Source organism: Endozoicomonas sp. ALC013 (genome assembly GCF_049310205.1).
GTDB lineage: Bacteria > Pseudomonadota > Gammaproteobacteria > Pseudomonadales > Endozoicomonadaceae > Endozoicomonas.
On record NZ_JBLYNS010000002.1, the window covers coordinates 18,983 to 38,706 of the forward strand.

Sequence of the window (19,724 nt, forward strand, 5' to 3'; positions counted from 1 at the left end):
CATGATGCTGGCCAATAAAAAAACAAATCTGGTCGGGGTAGAGAGATTCGAACTCCCGACATCCTGCTCCCAAAGCAGGCGCGCTACCAGACTGCGCTATACCCCGAAATTCATAACCAGGTTATGAATAAAAACAGTGTTCCGGACATCATGGACAGTGATACTTCCTGAAACACCGCCATACCGGAACGGTTGATACTTTAGCAAACCACCCATCTTTTTACAGTGGTGATTTCCGCAAATTAGCTGCGGAATATACTTCAGGCAACAAAAAAGCCCATACTCAAGAGCATGGGCTTTACCTGATCTGGTCGGGGTAGAGAGATTCGAACTCCCGACATCCTGCTCCCAAAGCAGGCGCGCTACCAGACTGCGCTATACCCCGTTAACTCACCGCTACTGCAACCGACGTTGCGCTGAGCCAGTGGATGCGTATTATCCCTATTTTCCGAACGCCGTCAACTGCCATTGAGGTTTTTATGGTCAATTTAATAACTATGGCTCCCAGTCATATTTATCAATGCTATTGATTGTCAGGCCAGCATCAATATCACCATTCAGAGAGACATCCACAGAATAATTAACCAGACGACCCTGCACACCACCGATCACCAGCAGAGACTGTCCCTGAAAATCATAGCCAGCGCCTAATTCCGCCTGCCAGTCAATCTCACCCCGAACACCTTTCAGGAGGAACTTATCAAAGCCATCGGTGAAGTGATAAGAGAGGGAAAGATCAACACCGGTTACATCCTTAATACCATCCACATCGACGCTACGAACTCCGATAATGGCTGAGGGTATCCAGCCATGCTTTACGGTCCAGCCCAACCCGGCGTAGACATGGTTATCATTCTGGGCTGCAGCCGCAGTATTGGTCTGCAACAATACTGTTGCCATAATAGCCGTTATCAAGCCTTTTATTGTCCGGGACATGTCGCTACCCCCTTTTTTTCAGGCAATATATATTTGCTTATACGCGCTTCCAACTCTACCTGACTGGTAAAAATTAGCAATGCAAGGCAAGAGCTGAAGATTTGTGGCGAAATGCTTTTTCTTTCTCCCGGTAAAAGTTGCCATCCATAGCAAACACTCCATTCCCTGAAGATAAAAAACTCAGTGTGATTCGTTTCTGGCCAGCACCGGGCATTGATCACTGGAATCATTGGCAACGGGCTGATAGTACTGACGCTCAAGCCAGTCTAATGCTTCCTGAAATGCAAGGTCGCCGTAGTCTGAATAGCTAAAACGACGAGTTTCGTGTATTTTCGAACAATCAGGTTTTACCAGATGCGCCTGCCAACCTGCCTGCCCATCTCTGAGCGTATATTTCTCAATTCTCAACATTGCTGATGATAGTTTCCGTTCTTAATTTTGACTGTGCACGATCACTTTTATTGGTGTTGTTAATGCCATCAACAAGGGCAGATTAACACTGAAAAGATGACAGAATCGTGACAGTCAATGACCAATCAACAGGCTGATTATTAGACAAATTATCAATACGCATATTGATACGTATCAATACCTGGCAATTAATTAGTCGTTAAACCCTGTGGCTTCCGGTATCTATTATCTTGTCCGCAATGATTCCTGCCCAGACCTGACACCCTGACTCATTAGGGTGATAACCATCTTCCGCCATCAACGAAGCGTCAGGATTCGTGCCACTGTGGATATACGTCCAATCCTCCTGCTGGCAAAGCTTCTGCAACTGTCTGTCCAGCAAGTAGGCCTTTGCTCCCAACAACCAGCTTAATGGGGCTGGAATCAGGGGAAACCGGTTGATCTTTGGAATTGATGTGATAAATACCCTGGTATTGTCGGAAGCAAAGCGATGGACACACGCCTGCATATGTTTATTGAATTCCGAGCCTGAGGTAAATCTGGTCGTATCATTGACGCCAAAGCTGATGATCAACAGATCCGGTTCTTTAATGGTCGCCTCAAAGGTTAATGAGTCGAACACTCTGGCACCATTTTTTGCCAGTATTTCCCAATCAAACTCCACACCCCGATCCTGAGTCAGGTTCCTGATAACCTGGTGGGTCAGCCCCTGTCTTATCTCTGCCACCCCCACCCCGGCGACAGGGCTTTCACCCACATGAACAATTGAAAAATCCGAGCCTCTGGCCTGCAGCCGTTTACCACTGGCCTCGGGCAGGCGAAGTGCACTTCTTTTTAAATGGACGCCCTGGCAGATTGCGATAGAAAGAAGCAATAGACAACATAAAACGGTGCTTACCAATCCAATAAGTTCAAACATCAAAATAGCCGTTGTGCATTTTTATTGTTGATTCATTTAAACCGATGCCCGGTGATTTTGCAGACTTTAGACCAGGAAAACAATGGCAAATCCATGCTGACCAAGCCTTGTCAGCTTATGGTCACAGAAACAGGTGGCTGGCCCTGCTCAAGGACCAGGTTCACTTTTTCAATGGCTAAAGGTTAAACAACACACTCATACATTCAGGCCAGGGCTGGCAGCCACCTTCAGAGGCGACCAATGCAGGGATACCGAGACTGATCCCCATATAAAGCCCGATACCCACCCCATTGGCAATAATATCGCCAAAACTGAAACGGCGATAACGGGTCATGTGCTGACAGACCTCGATAAACACGCCAAACGCCATCAGCCCTGCCGGTTTCCACCAGCAGACGCTGGCCGCTGGAAATGCCAGATCGATCAGCAGAGAGAGCACCATAAAGGTGAGCACATGTTTCACCTTATCATTGATAAAACGGGTGGGGTCCCATTTGCCAGGTATCAATGACATAAACAGGGCAAAAGCCAGGGCACACAAAGAGAGGATTTGCCAGGTTGAAGGGGGAGTTGCCTGAAGTGAAGTAATCAGTTCATTCATTGGATGGCCCTGAGTTAGAGGTTGTAACAGGTCATCGGCCAATGGGCGTTGGGGTTGATGGCACTTAACATTCCTGTTTAAGGCCTGGTGTTAAGCTTACCCCTCCACTCAATCATAAACATTGGAGTCTTTGTCATTAACGATATTGTATGGTTTGTTCCTTACTGATTGTTGAAATATAACAACCCAACTTGCTACATTAGCAACTCTAAAAACAGACACCGTCGTCAGTTTATAAGCGTTAGCTGCTTCCTGGCTCTATATGGCAGTTATGCGCATTAGCAGAATAAAAAGAACAGGGGTAGACCATGCGCCGTTGGAATGGCTGGGGTGATGAGAGTTACGTTAAGGAAGTCTCCGACCATGGGGATGCATTGATTCGCCGTATTATCGGCGAACCGACCCCCTTGAAAGATGCCACCCTGGAGAGTGTGGTAGCCAGGGTACCAGCGTCCCGTCTGCCTGAACATCCACTGATTGTCACTGCTGCAGAAGATCGGGTTCGCCATGCCCGTGGCCAGAGCTTTCCGGACTGGCTGGCCATGCGCAGTGGTGATTTTGGGGTTTTTCCGGACGGTGTCGCCTATCCGGAAACCAGTGCACAGGTTCGCGAACTTCTTGCCCTTGCGGTCCGGCACGATTTTATTGTGATTCCCTATGGCGGTGGAACATCCGTTGCCGGACACATCACGCCACAGAAAAATACCAGAGCCATTTTGACCATTGATATGGGTCACATGAACCAGTTAATGGATCTGAATGAAGAGAGCCAGATTGCCACCTTTGGTGCAGGGACTCCCGGACCACAGGTTGAAGCACAGCTGCAGGCACGGGGTTATACCCTTGGGCACTATCCCCAATCCTGGGAACTGTCCACCATTGGCGGCTGGATCGCCTCCCGCTCTTCAGGCCAACAGTCACTCCGTTACGGCCGTATTGAACAGATGTTTGCCGGTGGCCGTATGGAAACCCTGCAGGGCACACTGGATATTCCTTCGATTCCCGCCTCTTCCGCAGGGCCGGACATTCGTGAGCTCACCATGGGCACCGAAGGCCGCCTGGGTATCTTTACCGAAGTGAAAGTACGCGTACAACGTGCAGCAGAAGAAGAAAATTTTATGGTCTGCTTTATGCCAAACTGGCAGGCAGGTAAAGCCGTCGCCCGGGAAGTTGCACAGCAGAAGATCCCGCTCTCCATGATGCGGGTCAGCAACGCTAAAGAGGCCCGCGCCCACGCTCATCTTGGTACCTCACTGACACAGTTCAAACTGCTGGATGGCTATCTGCGTTTTCGCGGGCTGGACGACAATCGCTGCATGCTGACCTTTGGCGTGACCGGCTCTGAATACCAAAATAAAGTAGCCCTGAAACAGCTGGGCAAGATTCTGAAAAAACATGGCGGTGTTGGTGGTGCACTGGCCAATATCATGGGCACCATCTGGGCACATGGCCGTTTCAAATTCCCTTATCTGCGGGAAACCACCTGGGCACGGGGCATAGCAGTCGATACACTGGAGACCTCCACCGATTGGGAGAATGTGGACAGCCTGATGCATCAGATGGAAGCGAGCCTGGAAAACGCCTTAAAGGATGAAGGGGAAAATGTCATGGCATTCACTCACCTCTCCCATATCTACGGTCAGGGGTCGAGTATCTATACCACCTATTTCTTCCGCTGCGCTGACAGCTACGAAGCCACTCTGGCACGCTGGAAAAAACTGAAGGCCAAAACCTCTGAAGTGATTGCCCAAGGCTATGCCACCATTTCCCACCAGCATGGCACTGGCCGTGACCACGCGCCTTATATGCCGACAGAAAAAGGTGAGCTGGGGATGCGGATGATTGCCACCCTGGTGCATGACTTTGACCCGGACAAACGACTGAACCCCGGCGTGTTACTCCGGGACAGCGAATAAGTTGAATTAATCAGGTACCCAACCCATGTGGCAGAAATCCTGGCAGACAGGTAACCGGAATCAGTTACTGGAAGCGTTAAAAAACAATACTGACAAAGAATGGGATATCGTTGTGGCCGGTGGCGGCATCACCGGTGCTGGCATTGCCCGTGAAGCGGCACGCCGGGGCCTGAAGGTGCTGCTGGTTGATCGTCAGGATTTCGCCTGGGGAACCTCCAGCCGTTCATCAAAAATGATCCATGGCGGCCTACGCTACATCGCTTCCGGCGATATCAAAACCACCATGCACTCAGTTTCCGAACGGGAACGCCTGATGAAAGAGGCTCCCGGCCTTGTTGATCAAATGGGCTATCTGATGGCCCATTACAAAGGTGGGTTTCCAGGGCCGCTGGTCTTCAATATTCTGCTGCGTATTTATGATTTTTTTGCCGGTAAGCGTTACCGTAAATTTCATAAATCACACGACGTTGAAAACCTGAGCCCACTCATTAATGCGCACAAGCTGCTCGGTGCCACCCAGTTTGCCGATGCCATTACCGACGACTCACGCCTGGTTATCCGGGTTTTGCGCGAAGCTCAGAAAGACGGTGCTACGGTAATAAATTATGTTGGTGTCGATGCGCTGATTAAACACAATGGTCAGGTGACGGGTGCTCAACTGAAGGATACCGAAACCGGTCAGGTAATGCCGGTGAAAGCCAAAGTGGTGATCAATGCCACAGGTGCCTGGGGTGATCAACTTCGGGGTGAGATGACCTCAGAGCAGCATATTCGCCCTGCCCGTGGCAGCCATATTGTCGTACCTGGCTGGCGACTGCCGGTGGCTCAGTCATACACCGCCATGCACCCGGATGATAAACGACCCATATTTATTTACCCCTGGGAAGGCAGAACCGTGGTCGGGACAACCGACCTGGACAACGGCACTATTGGCAACCATGAAGTAGCCATGACCCGTGATGAACTGGAATACCTGATGAAAGCCGCCTGTTCCCAGTTCCCGAAAGCCGGGTTAACCGAACAGGATATTATCTCTTCATGGGCCGGTGTACGCCCACTGGTCAGCTCCGGGACACTGAACCCGTCAAAAGAAAAACGTGACCACAGTATCTGGAACGATAACGGACTGGTGACCATCAGTGGCGGCAAGCTGACCACCTTCCGGCTGATTGCCCTGGATGTATTAAAAGCAGCTGAAGAGTACCTGCCCGGCGTTGATTTCAGTGATACTGGCGCGGAGATGTTTACTCAATACGAGCCTGACAGTTCTCTGTTTAACAAGCTGCCGGACTATTTAAAGAAACGTATCCGGGGCCATTACGGCATGGACGCTGATCGTTTACTGGCACAGATCCAACCCGATGAACAGGACGTTATTCCCGGTGCCCGTGCCCTCTGGGCCGAGTTGCGCTGGTCGGCCGGCAACGAAGCCGTTGTGCACCTGGATGATCTTCTACTCCGCCGTACCCGCCTGGGCTTGCTGCTGGAACAGGGAGGCCTGATTTTTGCCGACAGAATCAAGGCCATCTGCCAGGAAGAACTGGATTGGAGCGAGCAGCAGTGGCAACAGGAAGTCACCCGTTATCAATCCATCTGGAACACTTATTACAGTATTCCGAAACGGCGCAAGAACGCTGATACTCGATAATAAGAAACAAGAAGTGAGTGTGTAGTGAGTGATTCAGACTATGTGCTGGCCATCGACAATGGCACACAGAGCATTCGGGCCCTGGTATTTGACAGTGTCGGCAATGAGATCGCCAAAAGCAAAGTTGCGCTGGAGGCCTATTTTTCACAACACCCCGGCTGGGCAGAACAGCACCCTGACTACTATTGGCAACAGCTTGGAAAAGCCTGTAAAGCGTTATGGGACGAGGGCATTGTATCGCCCGGGCAGATCAAAGGTATGGCACTGACCACACAGCGCTACACCATGATTAACCTGGATGAAGATATAAAGCCTTTGAGACCCGCCATTGTCTGGATGGATCAGCGTAAAGCCGAACCGGAAAAGCCCGTTGGCGGCCTCTGGGGACTGTTAATCAAGACCATCGGCCTGACCAGCCTGATCGAAGATCTGCGCGCCAAAGCCCGTGATAACTGGATCATACAACATCAGCCCGATATCTGGCAGAAGACCCGTTACTATGTAAATTTATCCGGCTACCTGACCTATCAGCTGACTGGCGAAATGAAAGACGCCTGTGGTTCAGTGGCCGGTTATCTGCCCTATGACTATCGCCGTCAGAAATGGGCTGGCAAGCACGATCTGAAATGGCAACTGCTGGCCGCCAGACGACACATGTTGCCGGAACTGGTACAACCCGGCGAGCGGTTAGGTCATATTACGGCTGAAGCTGCGGAGCATACCGGTCTGCCTGCGGGGTTACCAATGATCGCAGCCTCATCCGACAAGGCCTGCGAAGTGCTGGGCGCAGGCGGTGTTGACCCTCATATTGGCTGTTTGAGTTTTGGCACTACAGCCACCATCAGTACGACAACGTCCCGATATTTTGAAACAGTTCCCTTTATTCCACCCTACACAGCGGCGATGCCTAAGCGTTACAACACTGAGGTGATGATTTATCGGGGCTTTTGGATGGTCAGCTGGTTTAAAAATGAGCTGGCCCAGGCCGAGCAGCGTAAAGCAAAAGAGTTGGGTGTAGAGCCCGAGCAGCTTTTCGATGCCCTGTTAACCCAGGTACCACCGGGCTCAATGGGCTTGATGATGCAACCTTACTGGTCCCCGGGCGTACGTCAACCCGGCCCTGAAGGCAAAGGCGCTTTTATTGGCTTTGGCGATGTTCATAAACGGGCGCATATTTACCGTGCGATTCTGGAAGGACTGGCTTACGAACTGCGATCTGGTAAAGAGCAGATTGAAAAACGCAGTGGCACACCGATCACCCGGCTACGGGTCTCCGGTGGTGGATCCCAGAGTGATGCCGCCATGCAACTGACGGCCAATATTTTTGGCATGGAGGCAGAACGGCCACACACCTACGAAGCTTCCGGCCTTGGGGCAGCCATTAACTGCTGTGTCGGCCTTGGCATTCATAAAGACTATAACGAAGCCATTGATAAAATGACCCGGGTAGGCGATGTGTTTGAGCCGGACCTGCCAACCATGCAGCTGTATGACCGTTTGTACAATGAGGTTTATAAAAAGATCTATAAACGCCTGCAGCCGCTGTATAAATCCATTCGGGATATTACTGGTTATCCGAAACATTAAGTTCCTTTTGACTTTTTTGACTTGTTAGGGGTATTGAAATCAGTATCAATAGTGCTACTATCAATTAATGGCAAGTATATCTGATATTCTCGAACTGATGAGCAAAAACCCCAAGGGCATCAGATTCAAGGATTTATGTAAAGTCTGCGATGCATACTTTGGGGCTCCCCGACAAACAGGTTCAAGCCATCGGGTTTACAGAACTCCCTGGCAAGGGGATCCAAGGGTGAATATTCAGGACAGCAAGGGCAAGGCAAAACCTTATCAGGTAAGACAAGTGTTGCAGGCAATAGAACGTATGGAGCAAGAAAGCAATGAATAAATCCACCGACAAATACACCTATCGGGTCACCTGGTCTGAAGAAGATCAGGAATATGTGGGCTTGTGTTCTGAGTTTCCCGGCCTGAGCTGGCTGGAACAAGACCAGATAGCAGCGCTGAACGGTATTCGGAAACTGGTATCAGACACCGTGGCGGATATGCAAGCGGCTAACGAGACAATCCCGGAGCCTTTTTCCATCAGGGACTACAGCGGCAAAGTGTTGCTAAGAGTACCACCGGAAACTCATCGACATCTGGTTATTCAGGCGGCAGAATCCGGTGTAAGTTTGAACCGTTATATTGCCAGCAAGTTGCACTGAGCAGCTGAAGGCAAATGGTTTTGTCCTCACTATCATCTACATTAATGACTATTTTTCCCTGCCGATATCCCCTTTAGAGGGGAGCTGGTGTCAGGACTTTCTTTTTGAACACATTCAAGATTCATAATGACACAGTTTTTTCTGACAGCCTTGTGTACCAGGTACTGACCGAGTATCAATCCGCTGAACCGGTGTTGGTCGAGCAGGCGAATATGGCAACAGCGGGCAACTCAACGCCGAACACCGGAAAAGAACATGACCTCGGCCAACAATCTGAAGGATAATATATGTCCAGCGCTGGAGCCCCGATTTAATCAACAGATATCTGCATTTTCATAGTAAAAAAAGGCGTATGTGATTCAAACAATTCTCACCACTGCTATAGCACTGGCTATTATTTCTTCTCGAGTAGCGTACGTACAGCGTCAGTATTACACGTCAAAAGCAGTTAAACGTTAAAGGTCCACCTGTTTCGCTCCTCCGGGTATTTACTCTGCAAGACAGTGGATCGATATCGCCGTAAACAACTTTGTTATGAGGTATTGGTTTTGATACGGCCACCAGGCGTACCCTCGGCAGGCACTACCATTGACCCGCAACCGGTGACAACCCCGACCACACAACCAGAGGGCCAATGGAGAGGGTTTGGGGTGGCCCAATCCGCAGTCAGTGCATTTGTTCAGTCGCTAAACCCCCACTATGACCCAACCAATTCCCGGCCGCCAGTACCGGATGTTGCTGACTCTGCTGCTGGCATTGATTTCCCGGGCCGTGATGGCCAGACCAGTGATTACCTGCAGTTCATCACACTGGCAGGACGGGCGATAGCAGCCTGTGCCAACCTGCCTCCGACAATCAATAATGCGCTGGGCTATCTTGTCAACCTTGCGGTCGCGGGGCAGTTTGCCAGCGATCAGTTTAACTCGGTCACTGCCCACGCCGGTTTGGTACCCGAACCTGGCACGCACAGGGAAAATACACCGGACGCCCCCCCGGAAAACACTAAAAACAACACCAGAAAAACCTCAAAGAACCCACGACAACAGCCCGGTAAACCCGTTACCACAACACACCGGGCTGGCCAGTTACCAAAAACGTCCCTGGCACTGGGAGCTCTGGCCAGCCTTTCCTCGGTCGGCGGATCAGCACCAGCAGCCACCTCTGACACCGCCCCCTGGGTTAAGGTGGCGGATGCCGAGACTCTGAGCAGGGTCTGCCATGATGTGGAATCATGCGGCAATAAATATCAACTGACTAAAGATATTGATGGTAGCCAGTTAACCCAACCCATTGGTAATAAAACCCATCCGTTTACCGGCAAGTTGGACGGCAATGGCCATACCATTGGCAACCTTTTCCGGTGCCTGGTAGAACACCTCTCCGCTGAGGGCAGTATCGAGAACCTGAGTCTTATTGATGCCAATATAAATTCAACAGCTCCGGCCGGGGTAGCGGCTTGTGAAATGTCAGGCGACGCCAGGATCAGCAATATTCACGTTGAACGTGCTTGCGTTGCTACCAGGGGTGAAAATGCAACCGCAGCTGTTGCTGTGGGCAAAATTAACAAAGGAACAGTTACCAACACAACAGCAGCAAACTGCAGGGTGGAAACCTCCGGTAATAAAACAGATGCCGGTATTGGGGCGGGATATCAGTTAACAGGAACTGTTACCAACACGACAGCGTTGAACTGCACGGTGACAACCTCTGGTGAGGATGCAAATGCCGGTATTGGGGCGGGAAGGTCCCATGCAACTGTTACCGACACGACGGCGGTGGACTGCACGGTGTCAGCTTCCGGAGAGTATTCAAATGCTGGTATTGGGGCGGGAAGATCGTACCTTGCAACTGTTACCAACACGACAGCGTTGAACTGCCGGGTGAGAGCCTCAGGCAAAAAGGCGAATGCTGGTATTGGGGCGGGACATCAGAGAAAAGGAAATGTTATCGAAACGGCAGCGGTGAATTGCACGGTGAAAACCTCAGGTTCAAGTAAAGAGGCGAATGCCGGTATTAAAGAGACGAATGCCGGTATTGGGGCGGGATATCTGGCAGGCGGAAATGATATAGAGGGAAATGTTATAAAAACGACAGCGGTGAACTGCTGGGTGATAGGTGAAAAGGCGAATGCCGGTATTGGGGTGGGAGCAAGGAAGAATAAAGCAAATGTTATCGACACGACAGCGGTGAACTGCACGGTGATAACCTCAGGCAAAGAGGCAAATGCTGGTATTGGCGCAGGATCCATTCAGGGAAAAGGAAGTACTGCCAACACTACGGTGATTAACAGCTTCGTTAACAGTACTGATAATGCTCCCTCCCCGGAGATCAATGGAGGAGATAACCCAGTTATTTGTAATGTCAGTATTAATGGTATAAAGCAAACATACAACCGCCAAGCGTGTATTCATTGGCTAAATAATACTCTATTCTGTGAAGATCTTGACCGCCGATTGGTAACGCGGGATTGCCAAGCTGTTAATACTGGTATTGATACATCAAATGGTACTAATGCCCTTCCATCATCTCCTGTCACAGAGACGCTGGCCACGGTGCCAGGCACCACCATGAACGTTTCCAGCCCGGGTTCTATCACACTTACAACGCCCCCAACAACTGGGGCCACGACACCAGGCATGACCTTTTCCTCCCCGGATTCTGCCACTTTTGCCAAATCAACACCGTTAGTGCAATCACTAAATCTAAATACTGTCGTTTTAGCCTGTATCACCCTGGGCGCGTTGTTTGTTGTGCTGATCGGTGTGTACACCTACCGCTATTGCAACCAAAGATCATCGGCCAGGGCTGGCCGTAACCACCCCATGCCGTGGCAACCCGACGACAGATCCATGACTGGTAGACCACTGCCTGCTCCTCCTCAGAACCATTGCGATCTGCTGTTAGTCAGACCGGAGAACACGGCAACAGGATGCAGCAGCGCCATGGCGAACGCTGGAAAAGAATCAGACCAACAACGCCCTGACCGTCCGGATGTACTGAACGAGGATGAATCCATCTATAGCCTTTACGAACCGATGGGGGTCAGGCAGGCGGGTATGGCAAAAGGGGGCAGCAACTTCATGGTAAACACTGGAAAACAACCTGACCCTGGCCAACAACGCCCTGACCGTCCGGATGAACTGAACGAGGATGAATCCATCGATAGCCTTTACGAACCGATGGGGGTCAAGCAAGCGAGTATGGCAAAAGGGGGCAGCAACTTCATGGTAAACACTGGAAAACAACCTGCCCCTGGCCAACAACGCCCTCCCCCCCCGGTGTACGAGAATGTATCGACCAGGCATAAATCCGCCTCCAGGAGGCTGACCGAGAATAGACTGCCCTACACGGCAACTGCTCCTGCGTTGCTCTAGCTCCTGCATCCATGCAGTCGTGCGGCGACAGCAAATTGATCTAAAAATCCTCTTTTGTTCGGCAAATAGCCCCGCTATTCACCTCACAAAACCAAATTTTTATCCTCAATTTTCTGCCTATCATTTACATTAATGACTATTTTTCCCTGCCGATATCCCCTTTGGTGATGCCCTTTTTCAGTCAGATATGCACTCTGGAATGAATCAGGATCACTTCGTTGTTTCAGAAAGGTCATCACTGTTGCTCCCCGTGCTGGCATCATGGATAACAAACCGGTTCCTCCCATGATTTCATAACAACCAACCGGGCTCAATTGATCAGGATATCCAAAAATAATGAATCAGGAAGCCTACGAGACAGATATTGCGATTGTTGGGGCAGGAGTGGGCGGCGCTTATTCAGCATGGCGCTTAAGGGATAAAATTTCGGCTCCTGAACACCAGAAAATTGACCTGTTTGAAATGAGTGACCGGATTGGCGGCCGTCTTTACTCCCTCAAGATGCCCGGAATGCCCAACGTACCGGCAGAACTGGGGGGCATGCGCTACTTTTCCAGTCATGCAGTGACCCGGGAACTGGTCAACGCTTTGGGCTTACCCACTCTTGACTTTCCGGGCAGTGGCACACAGGGCAATATTTCTTTTGTGCGCAACCACCATCTCCGTGACCTGGACTTTCGTGATCCGGATAAAGTCCCCTACCGGCTGAGTTTCAATGAGCGGGGTAAAACACCTGGCGAACTGATCCAATATGTGATCGATACACTGGTTCCTCAAAGCGTCCGTGCATCCCCTGATGAGTGGAGAGCTTTCCGACAATCCCATACCCTGGAAGGAAAAAGGCTCTATGAGTACGGATGGTGGAGTCTGATGGACTGGGTACTGTCCAGAGAAGCGATTGAACTGATCAATGATGCCGGGGGTTACGACGCTCCTTTTCGCAATTGGAATGCCGCCGTGGCGATGGATGTCTTCAGAAATAATGCACCGGGCTGGGATGTTCCCTCAAGGATGATTGCAACCGGCTTTCAATCATTACCCGAAGCCCTGGTGCAAGGATTTATTAATCAAGGAGGCCGGTACCACTCCCGTCACAGGCTATGCGCCATAACCCCATTTAAACAGCAGGGACAGACCCGGGTTAAACTCGTGTTCGAGAATGCCCGGGGTACCAGAATGGTGGTTAATGCCCGGCACGCCATTTTAGGGTTACCAAAACGCTCACTGGAGCTACTGGATCAGGATTCAGTTCATTTACGCACCCCCGAAATACGGTCGGACATTGACTCAGTCATTTCAAAACCGGCCATTAAACTTTATCTTGGCTACCCTTACCCTTGGTGGAAGGTGCTCGGGATCAGAGGGGGTAAGTCGGTGACTGACCTTCAGATCAAACAGTCCTATTATTTTGGTACAGAAGAGGATCGACCTGCCGGTAAAGCTGGCAACACCAACGCCCTGTTGCTGGCAGCCTATACTGATGGCCGGGTGCTGGATTACTGGCATCCTCTGGCCAGAGGGAATGAGTTTGCCGGAGCAGAGAACCCCTTTGTTCCGGTGGGACAGAGCCCTCTTCCCAACGAGAGCCGGGCCACCAATAACCAGGTTGTGCAAGCCCAAAAGGAACTCAAGGCGCTTCATGACTTGAAATACATTCCGAAACCTTATACTGCGGCCTACATGGATTGGTCTCAAGACCCCTATGGGGGAGGATACAGTTTGTGGAAGCCCGGACAAAAGAGCCTGACTACTCAAAAGCGTATGCGCCACCTGCCCGGTTTACCCATTCACATTTGCGGTGACTCTTATTCCGATCTGCAAGGCTGGGTGGAGGGCGCATTGACCAGCACCGAACTGATGCTGGAAGAACATTTTCAACTGGAACGTCCGCGCTGGATTGAAAAAGACTATTTATCCCGTTTTGCCGTGTAGCACGCTGAATTGGTCAGTTCCAGAGCACCTGAAGAGGAACCTGTTCCAGTCACTCTAGATGACGATTCAGAAAACTCCAGATTTTTTCATGATATGAAAGCCAAAGGTGTACCCGATCATGAAGGGCGATACTCAGGACAGAAAACCGAGACTGGCAGGAAGATTTGCATCCGCAAAGGATCATACGTACTTTTTATCTTCCATCCTCAAAAGTGAACCCCATGGATCAATTTTCTACAAAGTCTTTAACCTGCCTGCATAATATAAAGGCCAGGCTATGTTCTGCCCGGGCTGCTCAGTCCCTCCTGCTGAGCCAATTAATTTGACCGTTCGAGCAGGTTTGTAACGTTCTATATAAGTCTTCAGGCTCTTTGCCCGTGTGCGCTTGCCAGATTTCACTTCCACCGGGATGATCTCGCCATTATTGGTTTTGAAAAGAAACTCAATCTCAGCTTGCCTGAAGTCCCAGGAATAGGTCGGATAACAGCCGGCGGCTATTAACTCATTCTGAACAAAATTCTCAGCCAGATAACCTTTATACTCATAACTTTGCTGAAGATGCTCCTGATAACTGATATCCAGCATATGTCCTAATACCCCAATATCGAACAGAAACAGTTTAAATAAATTGTCTTTCCGATAGGCAGATAAGGGCGATTGCGGTTTGCAGTCAATAGGGTAACAGCGCGACACCAATTTGGTTTTCTCCAACCATTCAATAGGGCCGCTTAAATCCAGATAACTGCGTTTACGTTCGATCACACCGCTAAACCGATAACGTTTAACCGATGCATCCATGTTTTTGGATAGTTGCAACGGCACATTACGAAAGACCCTTTCTATATGCTGTGCATTGACCTTGCCGCCATATTTACCAAAGTCACGAAGATAGCCGGATAATAGACTCCGGTGGATGTTTTGTATCCGGCTGCATCGCTCATTAATGCCACTGAACTTTCCCCCGTCAGCAAACCAGGTTTCTACTGCTTCAGGCATGCCGCCGACAAAATAATAATCCAGCAGCAAATCCCACAGTTTATTGTGAGAGGCCTGAATCTGGAGTCCTCGCCTGAAGGCTTCCAGAATTTTCTCGTTTCCCGATGCCATGACAAACTCTTCAAAAGACATAGGGAACAGCTCCAGAGCTTCTACCTTACCAACCGGAAACGAGTTCAGCAGACCAACATTTGAGCCAGACGCGCAGAGGTAAAGATCCGGGCGTTGCTCAGCAAAGAACTTCAACGAACTTAACGCTGCAGGACACTCGCCAATTTCATCAAAAAACAGAAGGTCATGTTTGGCGTTAATATCAACACCCAGTTCCAGCTCAATATTCAGAAGTATGTCTTGCGGATTCAGATTGGCTCCAAACAGCCCTGCCAGGCTGGGGTTAGCCAGAAAGTCCAGCTTAAGAACCCGACGGAAGTGGTCTTTGCCAAAACACTCCTCGATCAGATAAGACTTACCCACCTGGCGGGCACCATCCAGAAGCAGAGGTTTGCGCTTTGGCTGATTCTTCCAGTTCAATAGCTGGGTAATAAGTAATCTGTCCATGGGTATCGAGAGTCATCCAAAGCGGTTACTTTGTGTTTATTATAGAAGAATAATCGACTTTTCATACTTTTTCATACATTAAAATACAATATCATGTATTTTTTAATAGATAAAAAGCTAATTCTTACTGAAAATTCAGATGTAATTTGCAGTAATCAAGAATCAGGATGGCGAACTCTTAGTTGATTGTTTAGCCCAGACAGTCGTCGCAAGATCGGATCAAGACTTGGCAGATAGCTCGCCAATTTAGTAATTGTCCTGAAATAATTTCTACATTTCGCCTATAGCAAAGAGTCATAAATATATTCTTTGATGATCTTTTCTATGCGAGTGGTCATGGGTAATTATTCAGAAGTAGTTGAAACTCAGATGGTAGATTTTTTCTGCTCACTCAATGAGAGAGATCGCCGAAGGTACGCTGCTATTGAAGCAGTAAAGTTAGGTCATGAGGGTATCGAGTACATATCTCGATTACTGGGCTGTCATCGGGAAACTGTTGCTCACGGAATAACTGAACTTAATTCCAAAAAGCAGCTCACTACGAATCGGATTCGTAAAAAAGGGGGGGGAAGAAGAAGACTAACGGTGGTATGTCCCTGTTTGGTTGAGAACGTGCTCCGTATTCTACACGATCACACCGCAGGTGATCCTATGCGGCAGGAAGTCCGATGGACAAATCTATCCCGCCGAAATATTTCCCGACAACTTGAGAAGACAGACACTCTGGCAAGTAAGAATATCGTCTCCAAGGTGCTTTATGAACAAGGTTTCCGTCGTCGTAAGCCTCAGAAAAAGAGAACGATGGGGCAGAATAAAGATCGCGACGCACAATTCAGAAATCTTAAAAGATTGAAGCAGGAATATTTGGATGCAGGCAAGCCAGTACTTAGCATGGATACCAAGAAGAAGGAGACATTGGGTAATTTCTATCGCGAAGGGGTGACGGATGCTATTGAGCCAACGATTGTCAATGATCACGATTTCCCCAGTCAGGGCAATGGCAAAGTTATACCACATGGGATATACGACTTGGGCAAAAACAAGTCAGTGGTTCATTTAAATACCAGTAAATACACGTCTGAATTTTCTTGTGAGTGCATTGCTCTCTGGTGGCTTGAGCATGGACAGAAAGACTATCCAAATGAAGATGAGATATTAATTATGTGCGATGGTGGCGGTAGTAAAGATAGGCTAGAAGCCAGTAACATCAAGGGGTTTCGGACTTTAAAGGAAGGTGGCGAAAAGGCTTCTGGTCGGCGTGAGAGGATTCGAACCTCCGACCCTTTCGTCCCGAACGAAACGAGCATTCCAGTAAAATCAATTGGTTAAGTGGTTATTTTTGTTCTCACCAGGTTCTGTAATCCATTGATTTCTTTATTCTGCGAAATGATTTTGTTCTCACTGTTTTTTGCACGACATACAGCTTATATTCAAATTATATTCAAAACATGCACCCTACCGGCAAAGCCACCAGTTTATCCGAAAAGGGCAGCACCTTATCACCATTGTAAACAATTACCCCCCGCTGAATACTGCCCGTTGCAATTAGCATTTCCAGAGTCGCGAACATCTCTTTTTTGATCGTCATGCCTGCCTTGACCTCAATGCCTGTGGCCTGGCCATTATGCCCTGACAAAATAAAGTCCACTTCCCGCTGACTCTTGTCACGATAGTGGAAAAGCTGGTAGTCCTGATCACTGATGGCGATAGACTTCAGCAGTTCGGAGCAGACCCAAGTTTCCATCAACGATCCCATAAGATTTCTGTCAGCTTTAATAGCCGCTTCATTTATACCTCTCAGGGAACACAGCAGCCCAGTGTCCACAAAATGAACCTTTGCCTGCTTAATTGCCCGTTTGAGCTCATTCCGATGCCACCCGGGAATTCGCTTGACCAGGTAAAGGTTTTCAAGAGCTGCAACGTATTTTTGAACAGACTTGCTATCCATCTTTATCGCTTTACCAAGACTTGCATAGTTCAATGCCTCAGAAGAGATAGAAGACAGTGATTTAAGTAGCTGCGCCATTTCATCCAGCTTTTGCAACTGAAAAACTTCTCTGATATCCCGCCGGATAATTGCATCGGCATACGATCTGAACCAGCGTGTCCTGCGATTGGCAGAACGCTGTATTGCTTCCGGATAACCACCACACGCTATGGCCGAAATCACCTGATCAAGCTCCAGCAGCGCCCCGTGCTGCGGAGTAAAATCCACAGACAGTAGCTGCCGGATAATATCATGCTCTCCCTGCGCGCCAGCAGGCCTCTGCATCAACTCACTCTGACTGAAGGGGTACAGAGTAATAAATTCTGCCCGACCAGCCAGTGAGTCAGCCAACGTCGGCAGCGTCATCAGATCGGCGGAGCCGGTCAGGATAAAAGCCCCGGGTTGACGATCTTCGTCGACCAGCAGTTTGATCGTACGAATCAATTCCGGAGCCCGCTGTATTTCATCAATAATGACCGGGCGCGGCTGATTACGCAGCAAACCAATAGGGTCATTGCGGGCAACCGTCAGGATATTTTCATCATCCAGGGTCAGATAACTTCCGGAGCCCTCAGGCTTGAGCGTCTCCAGCAGATGCCGCGCAAGGGTCGTTTTGCCAGATTGCCGGGGGCCGGTGATAATAGCTACCGGCGTATCCTTCAGGCATTCCCGCAAATTAGGCTCAATGGCTCTTGGTATGTAGTCCATAGCAATCCAGTCATGACTAATATGGATTTTAGTTTAGACTAATATGGATCATAAAATCGACCATTATGGATTTATAGTCGGACTAAAATGGATTTTACTGACGACTTATCTGGAATTATCAAGCTTTGCAAGGCTCGATTAACTCGATTAAAACGCTGATCGAAGTGAACTTCTGACTGGAAATCCAGCAATACAGAGAAGCATAAAATAAAACTATAAGTTCTTTATTAAAACAAAAATGAAAATATAGTTTCAAAATAGTATTAATTCCAGTAGCTGCTGTTCCTGACGATTAATGCCAATTTCATTCGCGTATTGTTGCCAGTTGTCGGTCACACTACGCAGCTCTGTCAATATCTCTTTGGACTGTGTCGCTGACAATTGAAAATAAGGGGCTACTTCCAGCGCCAGATCCAGACTCAACTCATTGGAATAGTCATCAATATTGAGATGCAGACCCGTTGCACCCTGAATCACATTAATATCGTAAGCCGGTGACAACAACCAGCCTGAACTCGCATTGTCCGCCAGTATAAACCCATGATTACGAAGGTGGTCATCACTGTTGGAAACCAGAATATTAAACGCCAGCCGCCGCCAGAGCTGAGCAAGATCAGCCTGTGTGTTTGCCCCTTGCTCAATAAGAAACTGTGCCAGCTCCAGATAGCTTGCTCCATCATCACCATCATAGTAACCCAGCTGAGTCATCGCTGATGAAAAGTGACGCCGCACCTGCCCATAACGATCAAAGCGCTGGGTAAGAAAAGTATGGTGTGAGCTATTAAAACGCTCGATTTTACAGGGTGCCATGTTAATACCGGCATCTGTTGCCATGCGATAAACCAGATACTCCCAGGCACCCACATCATAACCATCATAATGGCTTGGAAATTTCGCCAGCCAAAGCTCATCGCCATCGCTTACACAGGCTTTGGGGCGTGCGCCACCTAACGACGACCCAGAAGAAATCAGCATAAACAGCCACTTAAGATAATCCGGGTTATCCAAATCCTGGTTCAGCTCAATCTGACTAACCGCATACTCAAGTTCCCGCAGACTTGAAAATGGTGGGGCAGCCAACCGTTCATTACTATCAAGAAAAGGACCACTGTCGGACAATTTAAACCGCAGCGCCCCCATACGACAGATATCATGCACACCCAGCAGGTAATCCGATTCATTGAGCCGCTGAACACGCCGCCCTTCCTGCCTGGCCAGAACCGCTTCACGCCTTTGCATCAGTAAACGCCCCCAGCGGTCCGGACACGAATCCAGAAAGACCCGAAAATTTCGCACATCATTATTGAACTGATCACCGGAGAACAGCTTCAGTTGGGGATCTATCTGTACCGCAAACGGTGAACTTAACCAGCTTTCGGCATAAGCAAACCGGTAAACTTCTGCACCCCGAACCAGATCAACCTCTAATATGCCTACCAGTTCGGGCTGTTCCATCGAATGCCAATGGGCGTAAACCCAAACAGACTTGCTCATAACTGGCACCTTCCCT

16 protein-coding genes and 2 tRNA genes are annotated in these 19,724 nt (G+C 49.2%); 9 read left to right on the forward strand and 9 right to left on the reverse strand.

Going from position 1 to position 19,724, the window contains the following annotated elements:
• Positions 1-29: 29 nt before the first annotated feature.
• The 6 genes from ACO6V1_RS00725 to ACO6V1_RS00750 form a co-directional block, all read right to left on the reverse strand.
• Positions 30-106 (reverse strand) — tRNA-Pro (locus ACO6V1_RS00725).
• Between the two features lie 202 nt (positions 107-308).
• Positions 309-385: transfer RNA gene (locus ACO6V1_RS00730), tRNA-Pro, on the reverse strand.
• Positions 386-495: 110 nt separating this feature from the next.
• Positions 496-936, reverse strand: a complete 441-nt coding sequence (locus tag ACO6V1_RS00735) for a hypothetical protein (RefSeq protein WP_422449033.1) — start codon at positions 934-936, stop codon at positions 496-498.
• 180 nt (positions 937-1,116) lie between these two features.
• On the reverse strand, positions 1,117-1,347 hold the full coding sequence (locus ACO6V1_RS00740) for a hypothetical protein (protein ID WP_422449035.1): 231 nt from the start codon (positions 1,345-1,347) through the stop codon (positions 1,117-1,119).
• Between the two features lie 199 nt (positions 1,348-1,546).
• Positions 1,547-2,266: an SGNH/GDSL hydrolase family protein gene (locus ACO6V1_RS00745; protein ID WP_422465433.1), complete on the reverse strand. Its 720-nt coding sequence runs from the start codon at positions 2,264-2,266 to the stop codon at positions 1,547-1,549.
• A gap of 175 nt (positions 2,267-2,441) precedes the next feature.
• The gene (locus ACO6V1_RS00750; RefSeq protein ID WP_422449039.1) at positions 2,442-2,867 is read right to left on the reverse strand and encodes a VanZ family protein; all 426 of its coding nucleotides are present in this window, start codon (positions 2,865-2,867) and stop codon (positions 2,442-2,444) included.
• Between the two features lie 308 nt (positions 2,868-3,175).
• On the opposite strand from ACO6V1_RS00750, the gene ACO6V1_RS00755 reads away from it, so the two are divergent.
• The 8 genes from ACO6V1_RS00755 to ACO6V1_RS00790 all read left to right on the forward strand — a co-directional run bounded on the left by ACO6V1_RS00755 (position 3,176) and on the right by ACO6V1_RS00790 (position 13,965).
• Positions 3,176-4,783 (forward strand): FAD-binding oxidoreductase, encoded by a 1,608-nt coding sequence (locus ACO6V1_RS00755; protein WP_422465435.1) that lies wholly within the window; start codon positions 3,176-3,178, stop codon positions 4,781-4,783.
• Between the two features lie 25 nt (positions 4,784-4,808).
• Entirely contained in the window at positions 4,809-6,431 is a 1,623-nt protein-coding gene (locus ACO6V1_RS00760) for a glycerol-3-phosphate dehydrogenase/oxidase (RefSeq protein ID WP_422459422.1), read from the forward strand.
• Between the two features lie 24 nt (positions 6,432-6,455).
• Positions 6,456-8,018 carry an FGGY-family carbohydrate kinase gene (locus ACO6V1_RS00765; RefSeq protein WP_422459420.1) on the forward strand — a complete coding sequence of 521 codons (1,563 nt, stop codon included), beginning with the start codon at positions 6,456-6,458 and terminating at the stop codon, positions 8,016-8,018.
• A 67-nt stretch (positions 8,019-8,085) separates the two neighbouring features.
• A complete protein-coding gene (locus ACO6V1_RS00770) occupies positions 8,086-8,340 on the forward strand; it encodes a toxin HicA (protein ID WP_422465437.1) in 255 nt (84 codons plus the stop codon).
• Positions 8,333-8,659 (forward strand): type II toxin-antitoxin system HicB family antitoxin, encoded by a 327-nt coding sequence (locus ACO6V1_RS00775; protein ID WP_101748750.1) that lies wholly within the window; start codon positions 8,333-8,335, stop codon positions 8,657-8,659. The genes ACO6V1_RS00770 and ACO6V1_RS00775 overlap by 8 nt, the downstream gene beginning before the upstream one ends.
• Before the next feature lie 104 nt (positions 8,660-8,763).
• Positions 8,764-8,943, forward strand: coding sequence for a hypothetical protein (locus ACO6V1_RS00780; protein ID WP_422465438.1), 180 nt, complete (start codon positions 8,764-8,766; stop codon positions 8,941-8,943).
• Between the two features lie 264 nt (positions 8,944-9,207).
• Positions 9,208-12,033 (forward strand): hypothetical protein, encoded by a 2,826-nt coding sequence (locus ACO6V1_RS00785; RefSeq protein ID WP_422449052.1) that lies wholly within the window; start codon positions 9,208-9,210, stop codon positions 12,031-12,033.
• Positions 12,034-12,369: 336 nt separating this feature from the next.
• Complete coding sequence (locus ACO6V1_RS00790) at positions 12,370-13,965, forward strand: flavin monoamine oxidase family protein (RefSeq protein WP_422459416.1); 1,596 nt, start codon at positions 12,370-12,372, stop codon at positions 13,963-13,965.
• Between the two features lie 234 nt (positions 13,966-14,199).
• On the opposite strand, the gene ACO6V1_RS00795 is transcribed toward ACO6V1_RS00790, so the two are convergent.
• On the reverse strand, positions 14,200-15,519 hold the full coding sequence (locus ACO6V1_RS00795; RefSeq protein WP_422449056.1) for an ATP-binding protein: 1,320 nt from the start codon (positions 15,517-15,519) through the stop codon (positions 14,200-14,202).
• A 312-nt stretch (positions 15,520-15,831) separates the two neighbouring features.
• On the opposite strand from ACO6V1_RS00795, the gene ACO6V1_RS00800 reads away from it, so the two are divergent.
• Positions 15,832-16,848, forward strand: a complete 1,017-nt coding sequence (locus ACO6V1_RS00800; protein ID WP_422449058.1) for an ISAzo13 family transposase — start codon at positions 15,832-15,834, stop codon at positions 16,846-16,848.
• Positions 16,849-16,960: 112 nt separating this feature from the next.
• On the opposite strand, the gene ACO6V1_RS00805 is transcribed toward ACO6V1_RS00800, so the two are convergent.
• Positions 16,961-18,214 carry an ATP-binding protein gene (locus tag ACO6V1_RS00805; RefSeq protein WP_422449060.1) on the reverse strand — a complete coding sequence of 418 codons (1,254 nt, stop codon included), beginning with the start codon at positions 18,212-18,214 and terminating at the stop codon, positions 16,961-16,963.
• A 252-nt stretch (positions 18,215-18,466) separates the two neighbouring features.
• The gene (locus tag ACO6V1_RS00810; RefSeq protein WP_422449062.1) at positions 18,467-19,708 is read right to left on the reverse strand and encodes a type II toxin-antitoxin system HipA family toxin; all 1,242 of its coding nucleotides are present in this window, start codon (positions 19,706-19,708) and stop codon (positions 18,467-18,469) included.
• Positions 19,709-19,724: the final 16 nt, after the last annotated feature.

Excerpts from the sequence above, each read along its gene's own strand:
- ACO6V1_RS00800 (WP_422449058.1), top strand. The coding sequence starts at position 15,832 with ATGATCTTTTCTATGCGAGTGGTCATGGGTAATTATTCAGAAGTAGTT.
- ACO6V1_RS00755 (WP_422465435.1), top strand. The coding sequence starts at position 3,176 with ATGCGCCGTTGGAATGGCTGGGGTGATGAGAGTTACGTTAAGGAAGTC.
- ACO6V1_RS00810 (WP_422449062.1), bottom strand. The coding sequence starts at position 19,708 with ATGAGCAAGTCTGTTTGGGTTTACGCCCATTGGCATTCGATGGAACAG.
- ACO6V1_RS00795 (WP_422449056.1), bottom strand. The coding sequence starts at position 15,519 with ATGGACAGATTACTTATTACCCAGCTATTGAACTGGAAGAATCAGCCA.
- ACO6V1_RS00735 (WP_422449033.1), bottom strand. The coding sequence starts at position 936 with ATGTCCCGGACAATAAAAGGCTTGATAACGGCTATTATGGCAACAGTA.
- ACO6V1_RS00790 (WP_422459416.1), top strand. The coding sequence starts at position 12,370 with ATGAATCAGGAAGCCTACGAGACAGATATTGCGATTGTTGGGGCAGGA.
- ACO6V1_RS00760 (WP_422459422.1), top strand. The coding sequence starts at position 4,809 with ATGTGGCAGAAATCCTGGCAGACAGGTAACCGGAATCAGTTACTGGAA.
- ACO6V1_RS00770 (WP_422465437.1), top strand. The coding sequence starts at position 8,086 with ATGGCAAGTATATCTGATATTCTCGAACTGATGAGCAAAAACCCCAAG.
- ACO6V1_RS00750 (WP_422449039.1), bottom strand. The coding sequence starts at position 2,867 with ATGAATGAACTGATTACTTCACTTCAGGCAACTCCCCCTTCAACCTGG.
- ACO6V1_RS00805 (WP_422449060.1), bottom strand. The coding sequence starts at position 18,214 with ATGGACTACATACCAAGAGCCATTGAGCCTAATTTGCGGGAATGCCTG.
- ACO6V1_RS00745 (WP_422465433.1), bottom strand. The coding sequence starts at position 2,266 with ATGTTTGAACTTATTGGATTGGTAAGCACCGTTTTATGTTGTCTATTG.
- ACO6V1_RS00740 (WP_422449035.1), bottom strand. The coding sequence starts at position 1,347 with ATGTTGAGAATTGAGAAATATACGCTCAGAGATGGGCAGGCAGGTTGG.
- ACO6V1_RS00775 (WP_101748750.1), top strand. The coding sequence starts at position 8,333 with ATGAATAAATCCACCGACAAATACACCTATCGGGTCACCTGGTCTGAA.